The organism is Apibacter sp. B3546, assembly GCF_009827885.1.
Lineage (GTDB): Bacteria > Bacteroidota > Bacteroidia > Flavobacteriales > Weeksellaceae > Apibacter.
Genome location: NZ_WINW01000004.1, coordinates 1 through 20,877, shown reverse-complemented (window position 1 = coordinate 20,877; position 20,877 = coordinate 1). Strand labels below are relative to the sequence as shown.

The window sequence follows — 20,877 nt, the reverse complement described above, 5'->3', positions numbered from 1 at the left end:
TTTTTTATATTGATATATTAGTATGTTAGAATATTATAAAATAGTAATACATTTTTGTATATTTTTTGATATTATTAATAAATATTATTTTAAATTATAAAAAATCAAACATGAATCTGCAAAATATACTGAAACGTTTACCGATTAAGATAACTACTTATAAACCTATTTCGGGAGGAGACACAAATAAGTCATACGTTTTACAATCTGAGGAGGGAAATTTTTTCATGAAAACCAATAGTACAAAAGAATTTCCCGGAATGCTTAGAGAGGAAGCAAAAGGACTAAAATCTATAGAGGAAACCCATACGTTAAGAACCCCTAAGATTATCAAAATAGATGATAGTGGCAATGAGCAATATTTGATTCTAGAATTAATTTCCAAAGGGGGAGCCAATGAAGAAATATGGGAAAATTTTGGAAAATCTCTTGCTTCGATGCATAAAATTCCTCAACCGTTTTTTGGATTCAGTAGCGATAATTATGTGGGACGTTTACCTCAAAAAAATACTAAAGCGTCTACATGGGGTGAATTCTATGCTCAATATCATTTACAACCCTTAATAAAAAAATTGACTGATATGAATGCTTTAACTAATCAAGAAGTACGAGCGGCAGAAAATTTTTATCAACAAATTGATGATATTTTTCCTAAAGAAACTCCTTCATTAGTCCATGGAGATTTGTGGAGTGGCAACTTCTTAATATCAGATACCGGTAATCCGGTGGTATTAGATCCGGCCGTTTATTATGGACATAGAGAAATGGATTTGGGCATGACCCGCCTGTTTGGAGGATTTTCCGTCGATTTTTATGAAGGTTACAATTCTAAATACCCATTAGAAAAAGGATGGGAAGAACGTATACCCTATACCCAATTATACCCTTTACTGGTTCATTCTATTTTATTCGGCAATTATTATTTAGATGAAGTTAAAAGTATATTAAGTGAGTTTTAGATATTTTTATATTTTGTTAGAATTATAAATGCTTACAATATTACGTAATTAAGAAACTTCTCTTTTATTTCTTTTGTAAACCAAGGAAGAAACCAATATACTGGCTTCATATAGTAAATATAAAGGACAAGAGGCAACGAGCATTGAAGGAATATCACCGGGGGTGATAAATCCGGCAATTATTAAAATAATAACCAAGGCATGTCTTCTATATTTTTTTAAGAAATTTGGAGTTAAAATACCGATACTGGTAAGAACATATACAATAACAGGCAATAAAAAAATCAAGCCCATTCCTAATACGGTTTGTAATAGAATTCGTATATAACTGGACAGATCAATGTTAACTTTAATGGTTTCGGAAATATTAAAAAAATAACCAAAGTGCATCGTCAGAGGAGTAACAAAAAAATAGCCGAAACAACATCCGAGAATAAAGAGAAAATAAGTTGAAATAAAAAAAGTCAAAGAATTTTTCTTTTCATTCGGTTTGAGTCCGGGAGAAATAAATTTCCATAATTCATAAATAACATAAGGAAATACCAATATAAATCCTCCTACAATAGATACATAAAAGGCTGTATTTAGTTGCTCAAAAATTTTACGCACTTGGATGGGAAATTCGTCGGGCATGTCAAATACATCACTAGAACCAAAAATCCTACCGAAAAAATTCATAAGTTTAAAAGTCAAAAAATTCTTATGAATCGGACCGAATATAATATGATCCATTACAAAATGAATTTTATATCCAACGAAACATGCCCCTAAACATATAGCCACTAAAGATCGTAAAATATGCTTTCTTAAAACGCCAATATGAGCAAGAAACGGCATATTCGCATTATCATTCTCTTTTTTTTGAGCCATTGAATTTTTTTAGTTAAAAAAGATACTAATTTAAATAAAATTATTTAAATCCATTATCCAATAGAGTATGCAGGTCTATAATACCTACATAATTTTCTCCATCAAGTACAACTAATTGACCTATTTGATTATTTTTAAGCTCTTCAAAAGCAACACTGGCTAATTCATTTTTTTGAATGGTTTTAGGTGTAACAGACATTATATCTTTAGCTGTAATTTGATTGTAATCCACATCTTTAGCTAACGTCCTTCTTACATCTCCATCGGTAATTACTCCTTTAATCTTATGATCCTCAATAACGACAGTGATACCATAAGATGAATACGTTAAGGAATTGATAATTTCTTTAAGATGAGCAAATAGTTGAACTTCAGGCCTTCGGTCAGGTTTTACCAATTGTTCCACTTTTAGAAGCAGTTTTTTACCTAAAGCACCTCCCGGATGATATTTAGCAAAATCGGAAGAAGTGAAATTTTTAGCCTGAAGTAAGGCAACTGCTAGAGCATCCCCCATAGCTAATTGTACTATAGTTGAAGTGGTGGGTGCCAGATTATTAGGATCGGCTTCTTTTTCCACTTGAGTATCTAAAACCACGTCAGCAAGTTCTGCCAATAAGCAATTTTTATTAGAGGTCATGGCTATTAATACCGAAGAATATTCTTTAAGAAAAGGAGCTACTTCTTGAATTTCTGAGGAAGTACCGCTGTTTGAAATGCAGATGACCACATCGTTTTTAGAAATAATACCTAAATCTCCATGCTTTGCCTCGGCAGCGTGTAAAAATTGTGATGGTGTTCCGGTAGAATTAAAGGTGGCTACTAATTTATTGGCTATATGTGCACTTTTTCCGACTCCGCATAAAACAAGTTTACCCTTAGAATCAAGTATATAGCGTATCGCTTTAACAAAATCATCATCTAAACGATTATATAAGGATTGTAATTCGGTTGTTTCAAATAAAATAGTATCTTTGCCTGCTTTTAAAATCATTTGATCATCCAAAATAAATAATTTTTTTTGTTTAAGAAATTTGTTGTATATTTAATTTAATAAACAGCAAATTTAATAAAAAACTAAAGTTTAAGAATGAAATCTTTGGAAAAAGACTTGCCTAAATTATTAAAAAAATTTTTTGGTTTTAATTCATTTAAGGGGCCGCAAGAAGAAGTAATTACGAATTTGTTGAGCGGCAACGATGTATTTGTATTGATGCCTACAGGTGGCGGAAAGTCCTTGTGTTACCAGTTACCTGCCTTATTATTAGAGGGTACAGCGATTGTTGTCTCTCCCTTAATAGCCTTAATGAAAAATCAGGTTGACGCTGTCAGAGGTATATCCTCAAGTGAAGGAATAGCACATGTCCTTAATTCTTCATTAAATAAAACAGAAATAAAAAGAGTTAAAGATGATATATTATCCGGGACAACCAAATTGCTTTACGTAGCTCCCGAATCTTTAACTAAAGAAGAATATATAGAGTTCTTAAAAACTATAAAATTATCATTTTTTGCGATTGATGAAGCGCATTGTATTTCTGAATGGGGACATGATTTTCGTCCTGAATACAGAAATTTACGATTCATAATTGAAAAAATCGGTAAAACACCTATAATAGCCCTAACGGCTACAGCAACGCCAAAGGTTCAGGATGATATCCAAAAAACCTTAGGAATGATGGATGCTAAAATTTTCAAATCTTCTTTTAACAGGCCGAATTTATATTATGAAATCAGACCTAAAATAAATCCTGAAAAACAAATTATAAAATATATAAAAGACAATCCGGGTAAATCCGGAATTATCTATTGTTTAAGCAGAAAAAAGGTAGAAGAATTAGCTGAATTATTAAAAGTCAATGGAATAAACGCCTTGCCTTATCATGCCGGATTAGACAGTAAATCCAGAGCAGCCCATCAAGACAAATTCTTAATGGAGGAAACGGATGTAATTTGTGCAACCATAGCTTTCGGAATGGGTATTGATAAGCCGGATGTGCGTTTTGTAATTCATTATGATATACCCAAAAGTTTAGAAAGTTATTATCAAGAAACCGGAAGAGCCGGAAGGGATGGAGGAGAAGGTTATTGTCTTGCTTTTTACGATTATAAAGATGTTGAAAAATTAGAAAAATTTTTAGCTTCAAAGCCTGTTTCTGAAAGAGAAGTAGGCTTACAACTTTTACAAGAAGTGGTAGGTTATGCGGAAACATCCATGTCCAGACGAAAATATTTACTTCATTATTTTGGAGAAGATTTTGACGAAAAAAATGGCTTGGGAGCAAAAATGGATGATAATTCCATGAATCCGAAAACAATGGTAAATGTTACGGAAGAAATGAAACAAATCCTTACTGTAGTTGAAAAAACCAAAGAAAAATTAAAATTAAAAGATCTAGTTAATGTAGCTGTTGGAAAAGAAACAGCCATTACCAAATCTTATAAGTTGGGATTTGAAGATTATTTTGGTTTTGGTAAAAATAAATCGGATAATTTCTGGAAATCTATCATCAGACAGGCTATAGTCCATAATTTTCTTACTAAAGATATAGAAACTTACGGACTATTAAAATTATCCGAATTAGGCAAAACATTTATTAATGATCCTAAGGAAATTTTTATAGCCGAGGATGTTGATTTTGAAAAAGAAATGGAAACTCCGATCGTTACTCCTCAAGCGGCGGGTAGCACAGCATTAGATAAAAAATTATTTGATGATTTAAAAGATATCAGAAAAAGAGTTGCCAAGAAAAATGCAATTCCTCCTTTTGCCGTATTTCAGGATCCCAGCTTGGAAGATATGGCTTTACATTATCCGACCACTCTTTCAGAACTTTCCAATGTGTTTGGTGTAGGAGAGGGTAAAGCAAAGAAATTTGGAAAAGATTTCGTTGAATATATTGCCAAATATGTTGAAGAAAATGATATTGAACGTCCTGATGATTTAGTCATTAAGCAAGTAGCCAATAAATCGTCCCATAAAGTGTTCATAATTCAAAGTACGGATAGAAAATTGGATTTTGAAGATATTGCAAAAGCAAAAGATTTATCAATCAATGATTTACTTAATGAAATGGAAAGTATTGTTTATCAAGGAACTAAACTAAACATTGGTTACTATGTAGATGAATTATTGGATGAAGAGCAACAAGACGAAATTATAGATTTTTTGATGGAGTCTGAAAGTGATAAAATGTCCGTCTTGTTGGATGAATTTGGAGAAGACTATTCAGAAGATGAATTACGAATTATGAGGATTAAATTTATTAGCGAAGTTGCTAACTAAATTTAGTTGGATAAATAGTACATTTATTCACCCTATAAACTATAAATAGTAAATAATTTTAATAAATTATTTACTATTTTTTTTAAATTTTAGAAAGTATATTTTTATCGTATAAAGACGGAAATCTTTTAAAATAAACCGTGAATATTAGCTTCTACTTTATCAATAATTTTTCCTAAATCTTCCTTATTGTCAACAAAATCCATATTATCCACATCGATGATCAATAATTTTCCTTCAGTATAATTAGAAATCCACTCTTCATATTTTTCATTTAATCTTTGAAGATAATCAATGCTAATGGACGTTTCGTATTCTCTTCCTCTTTTTTGAATTTGATTTACTAAAGTAGGAACGGTGGCGCGAAGATAGATCAGAAGATCCGGAGCTTGGATATACTCTTTCATTAAATTAAAAAGATTCAAATAATTGTCATAATCTCGAGTTTGCATCAATCCCATTTCATGAAGATTTGAAGCAAAAATATATACATCTTCATAAATAGTTCTATCCTGGATTGTATTTTTCTTATTTTCTCTAATTTCTTTTATTTGTTTAAAACGAGAACTTAAGAAATAGATTTGTAAATTAAATGACCATTTTGCCATATCGTAATAAAAATCGTCTAGATATGGATTTTGTTCGGTGTCTTCAAATTGTGCAATCCAATTGTAATTATTTGATAATAATTTAGTTAATGTAGTTTTTCCTGCGCCGATATTTCCGGTTATAGCAATATGCATTCTTAATAAATTTATTTTTTAGTTTCTAATGTGTAAAGGTACATAACCTTAGATTTCCATAGAAATAAATGTTTATTTAAAATATAATATTTTTCACCTAAATTTGGCAAGGGTATTTGAACGGGTTTGTTTTCAAAATCATAGATATATAAATAACCCTTATGTATCCAATAAAAATTTTGTTCCATCCATCCATAGTCTTCCATTTTGGGTAATACATAAGTATAAACATTTTGATTATTTTGCTTACAAATTTTGTATTTATAAGCTTCGTTGGATTCGTTGTTACTTTTTAAAATAAGAAATTTTGATTGTTTAGAACTGTAGATATCCTTTAGTTCAAAATTATCTGAAAGTTCTTTAGACAAAGTATTTGAAAAAAGGATTGTATTTTTTGATCTGTAATCGTATTGAATAAAGCTTTGAGAGTTCAACTCATCAAAATATAATAAAGAATGGTTGTCTTGAACATAAATTAAGTCTGGATTTATAAGTTGATCGGTTAAAATAGAAACATTATCCTGAGTATTGATCAGCTTATCGTCATAAAATTCAAGAACTTGGTTCATCTTATCAAAAGTTACTAAAAATAAAGGATTTACGATAAACAGCTTTTTGGATGTATTAAAATTTTTAAGTATAAATGTTTTTTGTGAAGTTAGATCGTATTTTAATAAAGTATTATCCTTTTGAGAAACGAAATATAATGAATTGAAGATATCTGCTTGTTGAAAATTAAACGATTCGGGAACTTCAATTTTAATACTATCTTGTAAAACCAATTGTTGTCCCAATGAAATATTGATAAATAGTACTAAAACCAGCAAATTGATGAATCGTGACATTGAAATTTCAAAAAAAATAAAGTAAAAGTAAAAAAATAATTTTACTTGTTTGATTCCAAAAAATCTTCTCAAAGAAAATAATTTTCAATAATTGGATAGGGATTTTCAGCTATAGATTATCAACCATTAACAAAACGTAGCTATAATATATAACGTGGATGAATTTTATAGATCCTTAAGAAAATAAGCTATTAATTTTTTAAATTTGCGATACTTAAATGATTCCATGAAATATACAGAATACCATTTCAACGTAAAACCATTAGAACCTTGGAGAGACATTTTAATCGCGTTTTTATCAGAGTTGCCTTTTGAAAGTTTTGTTGAAACCGAACAGGGTTTTTTAACTTATATTAAGGTTGAAGAAGAAGATGAGCAGTTAATTAAGGAATTACCTATTATGTCTTCTCCTGAAGTTGAAATATCTTATGAAAAAAAATTATCTCCCGATATCAATTGGAATGAAGAATGGGAAAAAAATTTTCCACCGGTAGTCATTGAAGATCAAATTTATTTACATGCAGATTTTCATCCTGTCAGAAACGATCTTCCTTTTTCTATTAAAATTGATCCAAAGATGTCTTTTGGTACTGGGCATCATGAAACCACTTATAACATGCTTCATGCAATGTTGACAATGAATTTTGAAGGTAAAGATGTTTTAGATATGGGCAGCGGAACCGGAGTCTTGGCAATTTTTGCAAAAAAGAGGGGAGCCCATTATGTTGAAGCGATAGATATTGATGAATGGTCTTACGGTAATGCTCTGGAAAATTCTAAAAAAAATGAAGTAGATATAGATATTAAATTGGGAGATGCTGAATTATTAGGAAATCACTCATTTGATATAATTTTAGCCAATATCAATAAAAATATTTTATTGAAAGATATATCAAAATACGTTGAAAATCTGCGCCCCAATGGATACGTATTGGTAAGTGGTATCTTTGAACATGATTTTGATGACATTATTGCAGAAGCTACCGGGAATGGCTTAAAATTTGTTCAGAAATTAAGTAAAAATAATTGGATTTCAATTTTATTAAACAAAATATGATTTACAATAATCAACCCCATTGGAAAGAGCAGGAGAGTGTTGATACGTTGGTAAAAGAAGCTGCTCCTCATGTAATTGTTTTGCATAACGATGATTTTAATACATTTGATTATGTCATCGATTGCTTAATAGAGATATGTGAACATACTTTAGAACAAGCGCAACAATGTACTTTTTTAGTTCATTACAAAGGAAAATGTGAAGTTAAAACCGGATCTTTAGAAAAACTAACTCCGATCCATCAAGCATTATTGAAAAAAGGGCTTTCTTCACAAATTGTCTAAATTATATAAACATTCTTATATTTTTTTATTTTATTTACTTTAATTTCTTAGTAAAAGAAGTAAATAAATAAAAATACTTTATTATTTTTACTTAATTTAGTTACAGGAAAAAATACGTTGATGAAAATATTAGTAGCTATTAGTAGCGTACCGGATACTACATCCAAAATTAATTTTACGAATGATCAAAAAGAATTCGATATTAATGGAATTCAATATATAATTAATCCTCAAGATGAATATTGCCTAAGCAAAGCATTATATTTTCAAGAAAAACAGGGAGCTGAAGTAACCATTATTACAGTTGGAGATACTACTGTTGAGCCGGTAATGCGTAAGGCCTTGGCAATCGGTGCTAATAATGCCATTCGGGTTAATATTCGACCTACGGATAGTGAATTAGTGGCTAAAGAAATTGCAGCCGTAGCAAAAGAGGGAGCTTATGATTTGGTACTTTTAGGTAAAGAATCGATTGATTATAACGGAGGATTGGTTCCGGGTTTAGTGGCAGCTGAATTAGATTACCCATTTGTTAATGCTGTTACCGGTTTGGAAGTTGAAGGAAAAATCATACAGGTGGTACGGGAAATAGATAATGGAAAAGAAACAATTTCAATTGAATTACCTGCTGTTTTAGCAGGTCAAGAAGGTTTTGTTCCTGAAAATCAATTAAAAATTCCTAATATTAGAGGTATTATGACTGCTAAAAATAAACCCTTTACGGTTGTTGAACCTAAATTTTCCGAAAATAAGGTTATCATTGCAGAATTTGAAAAGCCAAAGACAAGATCTCAAGTGGTTTATGTAGATAAAAATAACTTAGATGAATTGGTTCGCTTGCTTCATGAAGAAGCGAAAGTAATTTAAGTATAAACTTACAATCAATTTTGTAATACAAACGTTGAAATAAATGATTTACGCATATATAGAAAACTCTAAAGGAAAATATAAAAAAGAGGCCTACGAATTAATAACATACGCTAAAATTTTGGCAGATGAAATTGGAGATTCAGTAACGGCACTAACTATAAATTCTGAGGATTCTTCAGAACAATTATACAAATTTGGAGCAACTAAAGTTATAAATATTCAAGATGATTCTTTGCAATCTTTTAATCCAAAAGTGTATGCTTCGGTTTTATCAAAAATAATTGACGGTAACTATATTCTTTTTACACATACTAATGAAAGTGTTTCTATAGCTCCTTATATTGTCAAAAAAAAATCTGCGGCTTATATTACACAAGCCATTTCGAAGCCGCTGTCCGTAACACCGTTTAAGGTGAAAAGATCCGTTTTTTCAGGAAAAGGAATTGCTGTTGTTGAAACTCAAGAACCTACTATAGTTGTAACCCTTTCCGTTAATTCTGTGGGAGCAAAAGAAAATCCCGTTGCCGGTACAGAAGAAAAAATTACGGTAACCACAGTTGCAGATCCAACGTATCAAGTAAAACAACAAGAAGTAGCTACAGGGAAATTAGATGTTAAAGTGGCTGACTTGGTAGTTGGAGCGGGTAGAGGAATGAAAGGACCGGAAAACTGGGGAATAATTGAAGATTTAGCAAATGTACTTGGAGCAGCTACAGCTTGTACTAAGCCGGTAGCCGATTTAGGATGGAGACCTCATGCCGAACATGTAGGACAAACAGGGAAAACTATTTCTCCTAAACTATATATAGCAATCGGTATTTCGGGAGCTGTTCAACATGTTGCCGGGATTACTAAAAGTAAAACCATAGTCGTTATAAACAATGATCCTCAAGCACCTTTTTTTAAAACGGCTGATTATGGTATAATTGGTGATTTATTCGAAGTTGTACCGGAATTGACCAAAAAATTGAAAGCTTTTAAAGATGCTCATTAATTTATCGTCATTACTCTAAGCTATAAATTATATAGAATCAGTTTAATTACAAAGCTGATTCTTTTTATTTATACTTATTTATCAGTGAGTTTTACTTTTTAATTTTGCTTTATAAAACTGACTGTCTGCTATATAGATTTTTTTCTCTAAATAACAATAAATTTGACCTTCTGAATTGGTAATGTTCATTTGCTTTTTGATAACTATTTCTTTATCATTTTTAACCATTTCTTTTATCTTTTCTATTTCTTCTTTTTGAAATTCAAATACGGCTATGGCTTTTTTATTAATCGGCCTTATATAATCAACATAAGCAGATTTATCCCAAACGATATAATTAGTTCCTAAAATATGTATGAGCTGCAACATATAGATAGGATCCGTAGCTGAAAGTATGCTTCCGCCAAACATAGTTCCCGAATAGTTTCGGTTTTTGTACGTAAGAGGAATTTCGACTATTATTTTATGTACATCATCTGAAACATATTTGATATTTCCTGTTGTCCTTATGTAAAGAGGAGAAATGTTAAAAAAATATTTATAAATGGTTGAGGGTTTAAACAAAGTAGTAAGGAGCTTATATATTTTTTTGTACATACCAATTGATGTCTTTATCCCTATAAAAATAGAGTTTAAAAATTATTTATACAAATTGATAGAGAAAGGTTACATTATTGAGGAAAATAAGGTTTGCCAATTTTAGGTGTAATCTTTTTTTCGTTGTTTTTTCTTGATTTGTAGAGAAGAATATTTTTATCGAAAATATTTAAAATCTGGAAGTAATTATTATGATCGTAATAAAATTTTAAATTATGATTTAAATAAGCATATAATATAAAATCATTGATTTCATTTTTTTTCAAACCTAATTCTTCAAAGTAAGCATCTCCAAAATAGTCTCTAACATTTTTGATTATGTTTGACTGCTCTTCAAAAATTGATAAACGCTCTTTACGTTTACCCTCTCCGGATATAAAATCCAAAATACCTTCAATACCAAATTTCATGGAAGATAACTTTGCTGCTTCTGTATCAACATCCGTACTTCCATCCATTTTTTGTGTTGGATTTAAACTGCCTAATTTTTTTAAAATCTCGTTGGTTTTATTCATCATTGGAATTCGTTTGACATCCAATTCAAGGCTTCCAAAGCTTTTAAAAGGAGTAACATAAATATCCTCTAATTGTTTTTCTTTAAGATCTAATTGAATTTTCATTTGCAAATGATCAAACATGTCTTGGGTAACCAAAATAGTTCTTTTTTCGATATTGAATGATTGAAAAGTAATGGCATCTCCAATGAGTGCAGGAATGGAAAAATTACCGGTTATATCGGTTAACGTTGTGTAATTGGTTGAAAGATTTTTAACATAAATACCGGAAACCATTTCATGATACTTATCAAGAATATATACTTTTCCTTTAATTTGTTTTCTATCTTGAGAAAAGATGATTATGGTAAATAAAAGTAAAAAATAAGTATAGAAAAGTTTCATGTATTGAAATTACCTAACAAAAATACATTAAATACAACAATTATCTATCAACTCATTAAAAATTAATTATTATTATTGAAAAAATTATATATTTTATTTTTTACCCGTTAAAAAAGATTTAATATTTGTGGATAGTATTTCTTTTATCGGAATAAATTTAAATACACTATTGGCGACGAAAAAAATACATAAAATGAGTAGGGGCTTAGTAATTAAATTAAATAAATTATTGGAAAAATCGGGTATATAATTTACAAGTAAAACACCCATTATTCCGGTTAAAATTATATATATATACTCTTTTGAAAACGGGTGAATGCCGAACTTACGATAGTTAAAGCCTAATTTTATTAAATTAAACAATGTTAAAGATAGGGCCGTTGCTAAAGCAATACCTTCGATTCCTAATTTGAAATACGAAATAAAAATAATATTTGAAATAATTGTAAAAATCGCTAAAAACAGCATTGCATAAATATTAAATCTAAAATATTTTGAATAGGAAATAATATTACTGTTAAAACCTGTTGCCAAATCAAATAAGGTGGCTGCTCCTAGAATGTAAATAATAACTTTTGCATCCGATAATTCTTTTCCGTTTTTCATGAATAAGAATAGATAGTCTATTCCAACTAAAATACAAGACAACAAGACCGTACCAAATAAGAATAAAAATTTGGATACTTTTTTATAGAAATCATTTAGTTCATCTAATCTATTATTTTCCAGCTTTTCAACAATTATAGGACCGGATATGGTGAAAATACCCATCAAAGGAACGGTAAGAAAACCCACAATAGACGTTAAAATAGAATAGATCCCGTTTTGTTTAAAATCCAACAGTTCGGGAATCATCAGGTTGTCAATTTGTAGAGCCAATCTATTTCCAATACTTCCAAGAACTGAAAATATACAGAAATTTAATAAGTTAAGTCTAAAATTTTTATCTTTCAATATATCTATCGATCCGCTCTTATGGTCTTTGTTTAATTTTACAAAATAATATACCAGCCCAATCATAGCAATCACAAAAAATGATACGAAAATATATAGAGCATTTTTTTGTGATATTCCTATATATACACAGGAGATAAAAGCCGTAAGAGCTCCCAGTTTAGGAAAAAAATTTTCAAAAATTCCGGGAACTGTTATTCTTTTTAAATTAGAGATATATTTTGAAAGTAATTGAGTTATTGCAAGAGATAAAGCGACCGGCAAAACATACTGTTTCATTTTCCAGGAATCAGATTCTTGAATGCTTGGAATCACTCGAGTGATTATCCAATATACTAATGATATAAAAATAAAATTGAGACACACAAATTTAATTGAAGCATAAAGAAAGTCGACCTGTTGATTTTTTGCTTTAAGTTTTTGATGGAATTTTATGTTTGCATAACTAAGTCCAAAAAGGATGAAGGGACAGATCAGTTCAGCAGATGGCTGAATGAACCTTAATTTACCCAAAAATTCAGGATTGGAAGGATAAATAAAAATGGTTGAAAATGTACCCAGTAAAAAACTTAGATAACTAATTAGACTGTATTTTATCCCTTGACGTGCTACTATTCCCATTTAATATATGCTAAATAAGTTTTCCTTTTGTTGTTTACGATTCAATCGGATCTTTTTAGAGAAAAGCAAATGTATATAGTGAATCCCTAATTTATAAAATAATATGGATGTATTTTTAGTAGAGAGCATTTTAAAATAATATTTAGGTATTCCCAAAACATTAATAAAAGCTTCAAAATATGCTTTGTAAAGATTAATATTTGGATTTAAAAGTATACAATCCAATTTTATTTTTGATAATCTTTGTATTTTACTAAAATCTGTTGTTTTATTCCTATCATGATTGGCTTTAGCTGTGGTAACAATTCCTATTTTTAATCCGGAATAAATAACTCGATTACAATAATTTTTATCTTCTCCGTAATGGGTGAAATAAGGATTAAAAACACCCGTCTTTTCCAAACATTTTTTACTAATTAACCAAAAAGCGGCATTAACGAAATTAGTTTCTAAAATAACTTGATTTTTCTTTTTACTTTTCGCTAAATATTCCTTAAAATTAAAATCCATTTCAGAGAAATCATGGTTATAATGTATTGGACTTAGTACACCATACTTTGGATTTTTGATGGAAACATCAGCTAAATATTGTAGACAATTTTTGTCTACCCAAGCATCTTGATTGATAAGAAAATAATGGGTATAGTTTTTTTCTTTATATAGTTTTTTTAAAAGGATATTGTTAGCTTGTCCAAACCCTACATTACGTCCACTTTCCATATAAGTTACAGCGGGATAATTTTCGACAATTTTTAAAGTGCTATCGGTCGATCCATTGTCTATAAGGTAAATATCTGTATGTATGCTAGATGCCAATAAAGAATCCAAACATTTTTTTATCCATTTTTCCCCATTATATGTAACAATTACACTTACAATGTTGTACATTTACATGATATAAAACCTATTACAAATATATAAATAATAAAATAGTAGAAACCTTATGATTACTAGAGTTGATGTTTTAAATTATTTAATAAAAGTTAATGATGTTAAAAACTATTTGGAAATCGGTGTAAACAGAGGAAAATGTTTTTTTAATATCAAAGGAGCAAAACAAAGAATTGCAGTGGATCCTTATTTTAATTTTAGCTTTATCAAAAAAATTAGATATTTAGTTAAAAATCCCCATAATTTTAAAAACAAATATTTTGAGATGACCAGTGATCGTTTCTTTGACGTGCATCATAAATTTCTTAAAAATAATCCGATAAATCTAACCTTTATCGATGGGTTACACACTTTCAGTCAATCTCTCAAAGATACGCTAAATTCGCTTAAGTATTTGTCTGATCAAGGAATTATAATCTTACATGATTGTAATCCTCAGGATAAAATTGCAGCCTTTCCTGCGAGTAATATTGAAGACGCAAGAATTAAATTTTCATCTCATAAAAGTTGGAAAAATATTTGGAACGGCGATGTATGGAAAACGATCGTTTTTCTTAGAAAAAATCATCCTGAATTAACAGTAAGTGTTTTAGATACCGATCATGGATTAGGAGTAGTCAAAAAAATTCCGACCCAAGAAGTTTTACCTCCTATTTTTGATTCAATATCAAATGAAGATATTCCACAATTGGAATACTCTTTTTTGGCTTCACATAGAAAAGAACTTTTAAATCTAGTACCCATTGAAATTTTTTTAGGAAAGGAATAATAATTTTTCATATAAAATAGTATAAAAGGAAAGTTGAAAAATTTACCTTTTAAACTTTTTAATCATTTCATTCCATCGAAATTTGCGAATGAAATTCATTTCCTCTTGAGTGATCACTCGTTCTTTTTTTTCTTTTTCTAAAGAAATAAAAGTTTTAAATGAAATTATAAAATGTCGTAAAGATTTTTCTTTCCATGAAGATTTTGCACAGGATATAAAGGCTAATTTTTTGGATAGTCCGATATTGTAAAAATATTCTCCCAATTTTCGGGATTTAGTTTCTTGATAAACGTATGCAGTTGGTTTTAGATGTTTTACGAAAAGATTCTTTAAGACTTTAACTTCCCAATGATGCATACGGGCAAGTAATATATCGAGATTATCCCAACCCAATGTCATACGAAGGCCACCAATATCAATAAAACATTCTTTTCTATAAGTTTTTATGGGGCCGCGTACATGATTTTTATTTGAAATGTTTTCATAAACCCACTGATTCCCTTTTTTTATGTAAACCAATCCACCGATAATGCCAATTTTTGGATTATTCTGTAACTCATTTACGATGAGTTCAAAATAATTCTCGGGAAGAATTATATCGGCGTCCAGTTTAACTAAAACATCATACTGTTTCCAATTAACTGAATTTAATCCTGCGTAAAACGTTTTAACCACTTTTGCACCCGGTACATGTTCAGAGCTATTAATTAAATTAGTAAGGCCGAAAGTAGGTTTATCTTTAATAAATTCTTCAATAATTTCTTTTGAATTATCCGTTGAAGAATCATTTACTAAAATCCAATCAATATTTTTATAGGATTGTTCATAGAAAGATTGTAAACATTTCAATATATGTTTAGACTCATTAAATACCGGTATTACAACTAAAATTTTCAAATAGTATGTTTTTTCAAAATGATTTCAATTTACTACCATATTTTCGTTCTAACTTTTCAAAACATATTTTTCAAGTTTATCGGCAATAGCTCGATCATTAGACAAACGAGGAAGTTTATTTTGACCTCCTAACTTACCGATTTCTTTCATATACTCATTAAATCCACCTTTTTTGATAGTTGAAATTTTTAAAGGTCTTAAGATAGCACCCGTAATAAGATCATTATAGTAGGAATTTCTGTTTCTAAGAGCCTGATCTAAATTTGATTCAAATTCATCAATGTTGATCGGCGGTTTTTCAAATTCTATGAACCATTCATGATAGGGCAGCCCTTCCGAAGGATTGACCTGAGGAGCAAGAGTAAATTCTTGAACAATACATCCCGTTACTTCCATGGTTTCTTTAATAGCTTCTTCTACTTCGAAAGAAATGACATGTTCGCCAAATGCAGAAGTAAAATGTTTAGTTCTTCCGGTCACAAGAATTTTATACGGATCTTTACTGATAAATCGGACTAAATCACCTATTTCATAAGCCCACAATCCGGCATTCGTTGTCAATAGTATAGCATAATCCGTATTCAATTCCACTTGTTCAAGAGTAAGACGTCTCGGCTTACTTTTACCAGTATCTTCTGAAGGAATAAATTCATAAAAAATACCATGATTCAACATAAGCAACAATCCTTCATGGTCCACATCATCCTGAAAGGCTATAAATCCTTCCGAAGCCGGATAGGTTTGGATAATATCCAGCTTTTTACCAATTAATTCATTTATTTTATCTTCATAGGGCTTATAATTTACACCCCCCGTTACTAAAAGCTGTAAATTGGGAAAAATTTTACTTATGGATTTACCCGATTTTGCAATCAATCTTTCAAAATACATAACCAGCCAAGGAGGAATGCCGCTGATTAAAGTCATATTCTTATCAACAGTTTCCTCTACAATTTTATCAACTTTAGTTTCCCAATCTTCAATGCAATTGGTTTTCCAGGAAGGCATACGATTGTATTGAAGATAATTCGGAACAAAATGGGCGGAAATTCCTGACAGCCTTCCCGTCATGATCCCATTATTATTTTCCAAAACAGGACTTCCTTGTAAAAAAATCATTTTACCACTGATAAAATTAGGATTTTTTCTTTTATATATATAATGAAGTAAAGCACTTTTAGCTCCTTCTATATGAAAGGGCATAGATTCTTTAGTAATAGGAATGTATTTAGTGCCTGAGGTGGTACCTGAGGTTTTTGCAAAATAAAGGGGCTTATTAGGCCATAAAATATTATCTTGTCCCGATTTAATTTTTTCTATATAAGGTCTTAACGTTTCATAATTCTGAACAGGAACATTTTTTTGAAAATCTGAAATAGAACTTATTTTAGAAAAAGAGTAATCAACGCCAAAATTTGTATTTTGAGATTCTTTAATGAGTTTTTCAAACCAATAGTTTTGTGTTTCCACCGGATTGTCAATCCATTTTTGCTCTTTTTTATGGTGAAGGGATGCCCACCCTTGTGCCAGTTTCTTTTTTAAAAAACCCATGGTAACTAGTATGAATTTATCACGTAACAAATATCGTAATTTAATTTTAGTATGTTAAAATCTAAAGAATAATAAAACTTATAATTTTTTATAAATAACTTTCTAACAATTAATATAAAAAGAGAATAAAATATAAAATGAAAACTTTTAAAATTAATATTATTAGTATATTCGCAAACAAGAATTAAGGTAAAATGAAGTTAAATTACAATAAATTAAATAACCTTACCGGATGGTTTGTTTTTATTATAGCAGCAATAACTTATTTATTAACAATTGAACCCAATTTCAGTTTTTGGGATTGTGGTGAATATATATCTTCAGCGGTTAAGCTGGAAGTTACTCATTCACCGGGAGCCGTATTTTTTCAAATATTGGGAGCCGTTTGGGCGATCTTAGCCTTTGGCGATCCCACTAAATATTCCATAGTTATAAATGCTATGTCTGCTATTATGAGTGCATTTGCCATATTATTTTTATTCTGGACAATTACTCATATGGTTCGTAAAACTCTGTTTTTACATACCGAACCTAAAGAATTTACTTCCTATCAGATCGCTACCATCTTATTAAGCGGGGCAGTAGGGGCGTTAACTTTTACTTTTACCGATACTTTTTGGTTTTCAGCAGTTGAAGGAGAAGTTTATGCGGCAGCTTCCTGTTTTACCGCTTTGCTGTTGTGGCTTATGTGTAAGTGGGAAAATGATTTATCTGATTCCAGATCTAACAAGTGGCTTATTTTAATTTCCCTGCTTATCGGTCTGTCTGTTGGAATCCATTTAATGGTAATACTAGTGGTTCCTACGTTAGGATATATTTATTATGCAAAAAAATATACCTTTACTTGGAAAAGTTTTATATGGGCCAATATTGCTATTGGCGGTGTATTTTTAGCCGTTTTTAAAATTATATTTCCTTTTACGATGTCTTTCTTCGGAAAATGTGAAATATTTTTTGTAAATAATCTTCAAATGCCATTTAATACAGGTTCGGTAGTGGCATTCATACTTTTAATTGTTGCTTTTTATTTTGCCTTACGATATACATCCAATCATGGATATAAAACAGGAAATACCATTATTTTATCGATTTTGTTTATGCTTATCGGTTTTTCAAGTTGGGTGGTACTTCCCATACGTGCTAAAGCAAATCCTCCTATTAATTTAAATGATCCCGACAATGCAATAGGTATGTTGGATTATTATAACAGGGCTCAATATGGTGATTGGCCGGTGTTTTATGGAGCTAATTATACTGCATATTTAGATCCTAACGGAATTATTGGAACCGAGGATAATGGCCCTATTTATGAAAAGGATGAAAATTCAGGCAGGTATATTGAAACAGGCAGAAGGATTAATTATAAGTTTAATCCGGAGCAAGTCAGTATATTTCCACGAATGTATAATCCTGATCCTAGTGTTATTGAAAATTACGGATTAATGGAAGGATACCCCGATTTTACTTTAAATTCGAAATATATTGGTAATCCTGAAGCACAAAAGGTTTTTGATGAGTTAGTGAGGAAAAAGAAATCCGGAGAAATATCTGTTCGTGATTATCAAATGGCTAAACAAAATGAACTAATTAATGTTAAAAAACCAACTTTAGGCCAAAACTTGGATTTTATGATGACCTATCAAATGGGATATATGTTTATACGATATTTTCTATGGAATTTTGCCGGTCGTCAAAATGATTTACAAGGAAATTATGAATCAACCAAAGGAAATTGGATCAGCGGTATTAAATTTTTAGATAATTTACGTTTGGGAGACCAAGACAAATTACCTCAAGCATATGTGAACAAAGCTACCAACAAATATTATTTTTTACCATTATTGTTAGGTTTAGTAGGATTCTTTTTTCAACTAAACAGAGATCCGGGTAGAAACTTTTCTTTAATAGCTTTATTTTTATTAGCTAGCGTGGGTATTATCTTATACACCAGTATAAGAGCATTTGAACCCAGGGAACGAGATTATGCGTTAGTGACTTCCTTTTACACTTTTGCTATTTGGATAGGGATGGGAGTGACAGCAATTATGTTTTTATTAAATAAACTTAAACAAAGGCAAATAGGAATTATTATTGGTTTTCTTGCCTTAGGAGTTCCTGTTCTGGTTGGATTCCAAAATTGGGACGATCATGATAGAAGCAGGAGATATACGGCTTATGATTTTTCAAAAAGCTATTTACAAAGTTTAGATTCAAATCATCCTATACTTTTTGTATATGGAGATAACGATACGTATCCTTTATGGGCATTACAAGAAACCGAAGAATTTAGGTCAGATGCCAAAGTGGTTAATTTTACTTTGTTGGGTACTGCATGGTATATTGATCAGGTTCAGAGAAGAACTTATAAAGCACCCGGTATTCCTTCTTCATTAACTCATGAAGAATTTAGAGATGGCGTTAATGATCAGGTTATTTTATTAAATAGAGATTTTTGGAAGCAAATTTTTGATAATCTTCCGGCAGACAGTATACCTGCGGATATTCTTCCATTTAAGAAATATGCAATTTCTGATACTATATCTGCTAAAGAAGCCATTAATTTTCTTAGAAACAAAAAGGAACAATCTGCTATTAAAGATTTATATACATATGTAACCGAAAGGGATTATAGAGGAACAGATGTTGGATTTATTCCTGTTAACAAAATATCTTTGCCTGTAAACAAGGAGAATGCGTTAAAATATGGAATAGTTAAACCCGAAGATTCTAAATTGATGGTAAACAAGGTAGTACTATCAATAAATAAACAAGCTTTATATAAAGACGGTTTAGCTATGTTGGATTTACTTGCCAATTACAATTGGGATCGTTCCATTTATTTTAGTTCAGGGGGAACCTATTCTCAATCTAATATCATGTTTGCACAAAATTACTTGGAGTATCAAGGTTTAATTTCAAAATTAGTGCCTATATACACTCCCGAAACCAATAACGGGGAACAAGGAAGAATAAATCCTAATACGATTTATAACTTAGTTATGAATTATAAATTTGGAAATTTAAAAGATCCGAAAGCTTATTTTGATGAAACTTGTAGAAGTAATATTTTAAATTATAGAATGTCTTGTGGAAGAGCTGCTATCGCTTTAGCTAAAAGTGGAGACAAAAAAAGGGCCAAAGATATTTTAGAGTTAATCAATAAAGAGATTCCAATATCTATGTATCCCGCTACGCCTTCTTATAACTCAATCATATCCGGTTATTTTCTTATTGGAAAAGAAAAAGAAGGGTTAAAACTAGCAGAAGCATATAAAGATCAAATTTTTAAGGAATTAAATTATTATTTATCATTACCACTACACGATCAAACGTTTGCTACCGATGATATGAGTAAACTATCTAGTTATTATACACTTATTGTTGATAATATTGTAAATACTTATCTGGAATTAAATCAAAGAGATAAAGCTATAGCATATATCACAGAATCAATGAAACCTTTAGATAAAAGATTAAAAACTTTTGAGATGTTAGGTAAAAATAATGCGAAAGATCAAAAAGTATCTCTTCAGAATTTGATGTATTCCTACGGACAGATGCTTCAAGTTTTGCATCCTATTGATTCTGTATATGAAAAAGAAAAAGCAGAAGAAATTTCAAATATTATTATGAAGTTAGACTAAATTATTAGTATACTTGCAGAAAATATTTTCGGCTACGTAGTTCAACTGGATAGAATATCAGATTTCGGCTCTGAGGGTTGGGGGTTCGAATCCCTCCGTGGTCACAAAACAAGAAAAAAAAAACACTAAAATTCAAGTAACCTACTGAA

Annotated in this window: 18 protein-coding genes and 1 tRNA gene; 9 read left to right on the top strand and 10 right to left on the bottom strand. The window is 30.2% G+C overall.

Going from position 1 to position 20,877, the window contains the following annotated elements:
* The first annotated feature begins 110 nt into the window (after nucleotides 1–110).
* Nucleotides 111–959 (top strand): fructosamine kinase family protein, encoded by an 849-nt coding sequence (locus tag GFU93_RS03345; protein WP_160567265.1) that lies wholly within the window; start codon nucleotides 111–113, stop codon nucleotides 957–959.
* Nucleotides 960–1,007: 48 nt separating this feature from the next.
* Here GFU93_RS03345 and tatC read toward each other — a convergent pair whose 3' ends face one another.
* On the bottom strand, nucleotides 1,008–1,829 hold the full coding sequence (tatC, locus tag GFU93_RS03340) for a twin-arginine translocase subunit TatC (RefSeq protein ID WP_160567263.1): 822 nt from the start codon (nucleotides 1,827–1,829) through the stop codon (nucleotides 1,008–1,010).
* A gap of 40 nt (nucleotides 1,830–1,869) precedes the next feature.
* A complete protein-coding gene (locus tag GFU93_RS03335; protein WP_370456876.1) occupies nucleotides 1,870–2,832 on the bottom strand; it encodes an SIS domain-containing protein in 963 nt (320 codons plus the stop codon).
* An 84-nt stretch (nucleotides 2,833–2,916) separates the two neighbouring features.
* Here GFU93_RS03335 and recQ point away from each other — a divergent pair, with 84 nt between their 5' ends.
* On the top strand, nucleotides 2,917–5,112 hold the full coding sequence (gene recQ / locus GFU93_RS03330; protein ID WP_160567261.1) for a DNA helicase RecQ: 2,196 nt from the start codon (nucleotides 2,917–2,919) through the stop codon (nucleotides 5,110–5,112).
* A gap of 128 nt (nucleotides 5,113–5,240) precedes the next feature.
* On the opposite strand, the gene GFU93_RS03325 is transcribed toward recQ, so the two are convergent.
* Both GFU93_RS03325 and GFU93_RS03320 read right to left on the bottom strand, forming a co-directional pair.
* On the bottom strand, nucleotides 5,241–5,855 hold the full coding sequence (locus GFU93_RS03325; protein ID WP_105297521.1) for a deoxynucleoside kinase: 615 nt from the start codon (nucleotides 5,853–5,855) through the stop codon (nucleotides 5,241–5,243).
* A gap of 11 nt (nucleotides 5,856–5,866) precedes the next feature.
* On the bottom strand, nucleotides 5,867–6,700 hold the full coding sequence (locus GFU93_RS03320; protein WP_160567259.1) for a hypothetical protein: 834 nt from the start codon (nucleotides 6,698–6,700) through the stop codon (nucleotides 5,867–5,869).
* Between the two features lie 226 nt (nucleotides 6,701–6,926).
* Between GFU93_RS03320 and prmA the strand changes: the two genes are divergently transcribed.
* The 4 genes from prmA to GFU93_RS03300 all read left to right on the top strand — a co-directional run bounded on the left by prmA (nucleotide 6,927) and on the right by GFU93_RS03300 (nucleotide 9,905).
* Entirely contained in the window at nucleotides 6,927–7,757 is an 831-nt protein-coding gene (gene prmA, locus GFU93_RS03315; RefSeq protein WP_160567257.1) for a 50S ribosomal protein L11 methyltransferase, read from the top strand.
* Nucleotides 7,754–8,041 carry an ATP-dependent Clp protease adaptor ClpS gene (locus tag GFU93_RS03310; RefSeq protein ID WP_105298139.1) on the top strand — a complete coding sequence of 96 codons (288 nt, stop codon included), beginning with the start codon at nucleotides 7,754–7,756 and terminating at the stop codon, nucleotides 8,039–8,041. Before prmA ends, GFU93_RS03310 begins: the two co-directional genes overlap by 4 nt.
* A 120-nt stretch (nucleotides 8,042–8,161) precedes the next feature.
* Nucleotides 8,162–8,908 carry an electron transfer flavoprotein subunit beta/FixA family protein gene (locus tag GFU93_RS03305; protein WP_160567255.1) on the top strand — a complete coding sequence of 249 codons (747 nt, stop codon included), beginning with the start codon at nucleotides 8,162–8,164 and terminating at the stop codon, nucleotides 8,906–8,908.
* A 43-nt stretch (nucleotides 8,909–8,951) separates the two neighbouring features.
* On the top strand, nucleotides 8,952–9,905 hold the full coding sequence (locus tag GFU93_RS03300) for an electron transfer flavoprotein subunit alpha/FixB family protein (protein ID WP_160567253.1): 954 nt from the start codon (nucleotides 8,952–8,954) through the stop codon (nucleotides 9,903–9,905).
* Nucleotides 9,906–9,986: 81 nt separating this feature from the next.
* Here the strand turns inward: GFU93_RS03300 and GFU93_RS03295 are convergent, their stop codons facing one another.
* The 4 genes from GFU93_RS03295 to GFU93_RS03280 all read right to left on the bottom strand — a co-directional run bounded on the left by GFU93_RS03295 (nucleotide 9,987) and on the right by GFU93_RS03280 (nucleotide 13,864).
* Complete coding sequence (locus tag GFU93_RS03295) at nucleotides 9,987–10,502, bottom strand: PaaI family thioesterase (protein ID WP_160542157.1); 516 nt, start codon at nucleotides 10,500–10,502, stop codon at nucleotides 9,987–9,989.
* Between the two features lie 74 nt (nucleotides 10,503–10,576).
* Nucleotides 10,577–11,401: a hypothetical protein gene (locus tag GFU93_RS03290; RefSeq protein WP_160567251.1), complete on the bottom strand. Its 825-nt coding sequence runs from the start codon at nucleotides 11,399–11,401 to the stop codon at nucleotides 10,577–10,579.
* Between the two features lie 93 nt (nucleotides 11,402–11,494).
* Entirely contained in the window at nucleotides 11,495–12,976 is a 1,482-nt protein-coding gene (locus tag GFU93_RS03285) for a lipopolysaccharide biosynthesis protein (protein WP_160567249.1), read from the bottom strand.
* Entirely contained in the window at nucleotides 12,977–13,864 is an 888-nt protein-coding gene (locus GFU93_RS03280) for a glycosyltransferase (protein ID WP_160567247.1), read from the bottom strand.
* Nucleotides 13,865–13,919: 55 nt separating this feature from the next.
* Between GFU93_RS03280 and GFU93_RS03275 the strand changes: the two genes are divergently transcribed.
* The gene (locus tag GFU93_RS03275) at nucleotides 13,920–14,636 is read left to right on the top strand and encodes a class I SAM-dependent methyltransferase (RefSeq protein WP_160567245.1); all 717 of its coding nucleotides are present in this window, start codon (nucleotides 13,920–13,922) and stop codon (nucleotides 14,634–14,636) included.
* A 42-nt stretch (nucleotides 14,637–14,678) separates the two neighbouring features.
* Here the strand turns inward: GFU93_RS03275 and GFU93_RS03270 are convergent, their stop codons facing one another.
* Together GFU93_RS03270 and GFU93_RS03265 are read right to left on the bottom strand one after the other, a co-directional pair.
* The gene (locus tag GFU93_RS03270) at nucleotides 14,679–15,533 is read right to left on the bottom strand and encodes a glycosyltransferase family A protein (protein ID WP_160567243.1); all 855 of its coding nucleotides are present in this window, start codon (nucleotides 15,531–15,533) and stop codon (nucleotides 14,679–14,681) included.
* A gap of 48 nt (nucleotides 15,534–15,581) precedes the next feature.
* Nucleotides 15,582–17,084, bottom strand: a complete 1,503-nt coding sequence (locus tag GFU93_RS03265) for a GH3 auxin-responsive promoter family protein (RefSeq protein WP_160567241.1) — start codon at nucleotides 17,082–17,084, stop codon at nucleotides 15,582–15,584.
* A gap of 194 nt (nucleotides 17,085–17,278) precedes the next feature.
* Between GFU93_RS03265 and GFU93_RS03260 the strand changes: the two genes are divergently transcribed.
* Both GFU93_RS03260 and GFU93_RS03255 read left to right on the top strand, forming a co-directional pair.
* Entirely contained in the window at nucleotides 17,279–20,728 is a 3,450-nt protein-coding gene (locus GFU93_RS03260) for a DUF2723 domain-containing protein (RefSeq protein WP_160567239.1), read from the top strand.
* Between the two features lie 30 nt (nucleotides 20,729–20,758).
* Nucleotides 20,759–20,832, top strand: a tRNA-Arg gene (locus GFU93_RS03255).
* Nucleotides 20,833–20,877 lie beyond the last annotated feature (45 nt).

What these genes read in the sequence shown, in the direction of transcription:
- GFU93_RS03290 (WP_160567251.1), bottom strand. Translation starts at nt 11,401, where the DNA reads ATGAAACTTTTCTATACTTATTTTTTACTTTTATTTACCATAATCATC.
- GFU93_RS03260 (WP_160567239.1), top strand. Translation starts at nt 17,279, where the DNA reads ATGAAGTTAAATTACAATAAATTAAATAACCTTACCGGATGGTTTGTT.
- GFU93_RS03305 (WP_160567255.1), top strand. Translation starts at nt 8,162, where the DNA reads ATGAAAATATTAGTAGCTATTAGTAGCGTACCGGATACTACATCCAAA.
- GFU93_RS03295 (WP_160542157.1), bottom strand. Translation starts at nt 10,502, where the DNA reads ATGTACAAAAAAATATATAAGCTCCTTACTACTTTGTTTAAACCCTCA.
- GFU93_RS03320 (WP_160567259.1), bottom strand. Translation starts at nt 6,700, where the DNA reads ATGTCACGATTCATCAATTTGCTGGTTTTAGTACTATTTATCAATATT.
- recQ (WP_160567261.1), top strand. Translation starts at nt 2,917, where the DNA reads ATGAAATCTTTGGAAAAAGACTTGCCTAAATTATTAAAAAAATTTTTT.
- GFU93_RS03325 (WP_105297521.1), bottom strand. Translation starts at nt 5,855, where the DNA reads ATGCATATTGCTATAACCGGAAATATCGGCGCAGGAAAAACTACATTA.
- prmA (WP_160567257.1), top strand. Translation starts at nt 6,927, where the DNA reads ATGAAATATACAGAATACCATTTCAACGTAAAACCATTAGAACCTTGG.
- GFU93_RS03285 (WP_160567249.1), bottom strand. Translation starts at nt 12,976, where the DNA reads ATGGGAATAGTAGCACGTCAAGGGATAAAATACAGTCTAATTAGTTAT.
- tatC (WP_160567263.1), bottom strand. Translation starts at nt 1,829, where the DNA reads ATGGCTCAAAAAAAAGAGAATGATAATGCGAATATGCCGTTTCTTGCT.
- GFU93_RS03310 (WP_105298139.1), top strand. Translation starts at nt 7,754, where the DNA reads ATGATTTACAATAATCAACCCCATTGGAAAGAGCAGGAGAGTGTTGAT.
- GFU93_RS03265 (WP_160567241.1), bottom strand. Translation starts at nt 17,084, where the DNA reads ATGGGTTTTTTAAAAAAGAAACTGGCACAAGGGTGGGCATCCCTTCAC.
- GFU93_RS03300 (WP_160567253.1), top strand. Translation starts at nt 8,952, where the DNA reads ATGATTTACGCATATATAGAAAACTCTAAAGGAAAATATAAAAAAGAG.
- GFU93_RS03280 (WP_160567247.1), bottom strand. Translation starts at nt 13,864, where the DNA reads ATGTACAACATTGTAAGTGTAATTGTTACATATAATGGGGAAAAATGG.
- GFU93_RS03345 (WP_160567265.1), top strand. Translation starts at nt 111, where the DNA reads ATGAATCTGCAAAATATACTGAAACGTTTACCGATTAAGATAACTACT.
- GFU93_RS03275 (WP_160567245.1), top strand. Translation starts at nt 13,920, where the DNA reads ATGATTACTAGAGTTGATGTTTTAAATTATTTAATAAAAGTTAATGAT.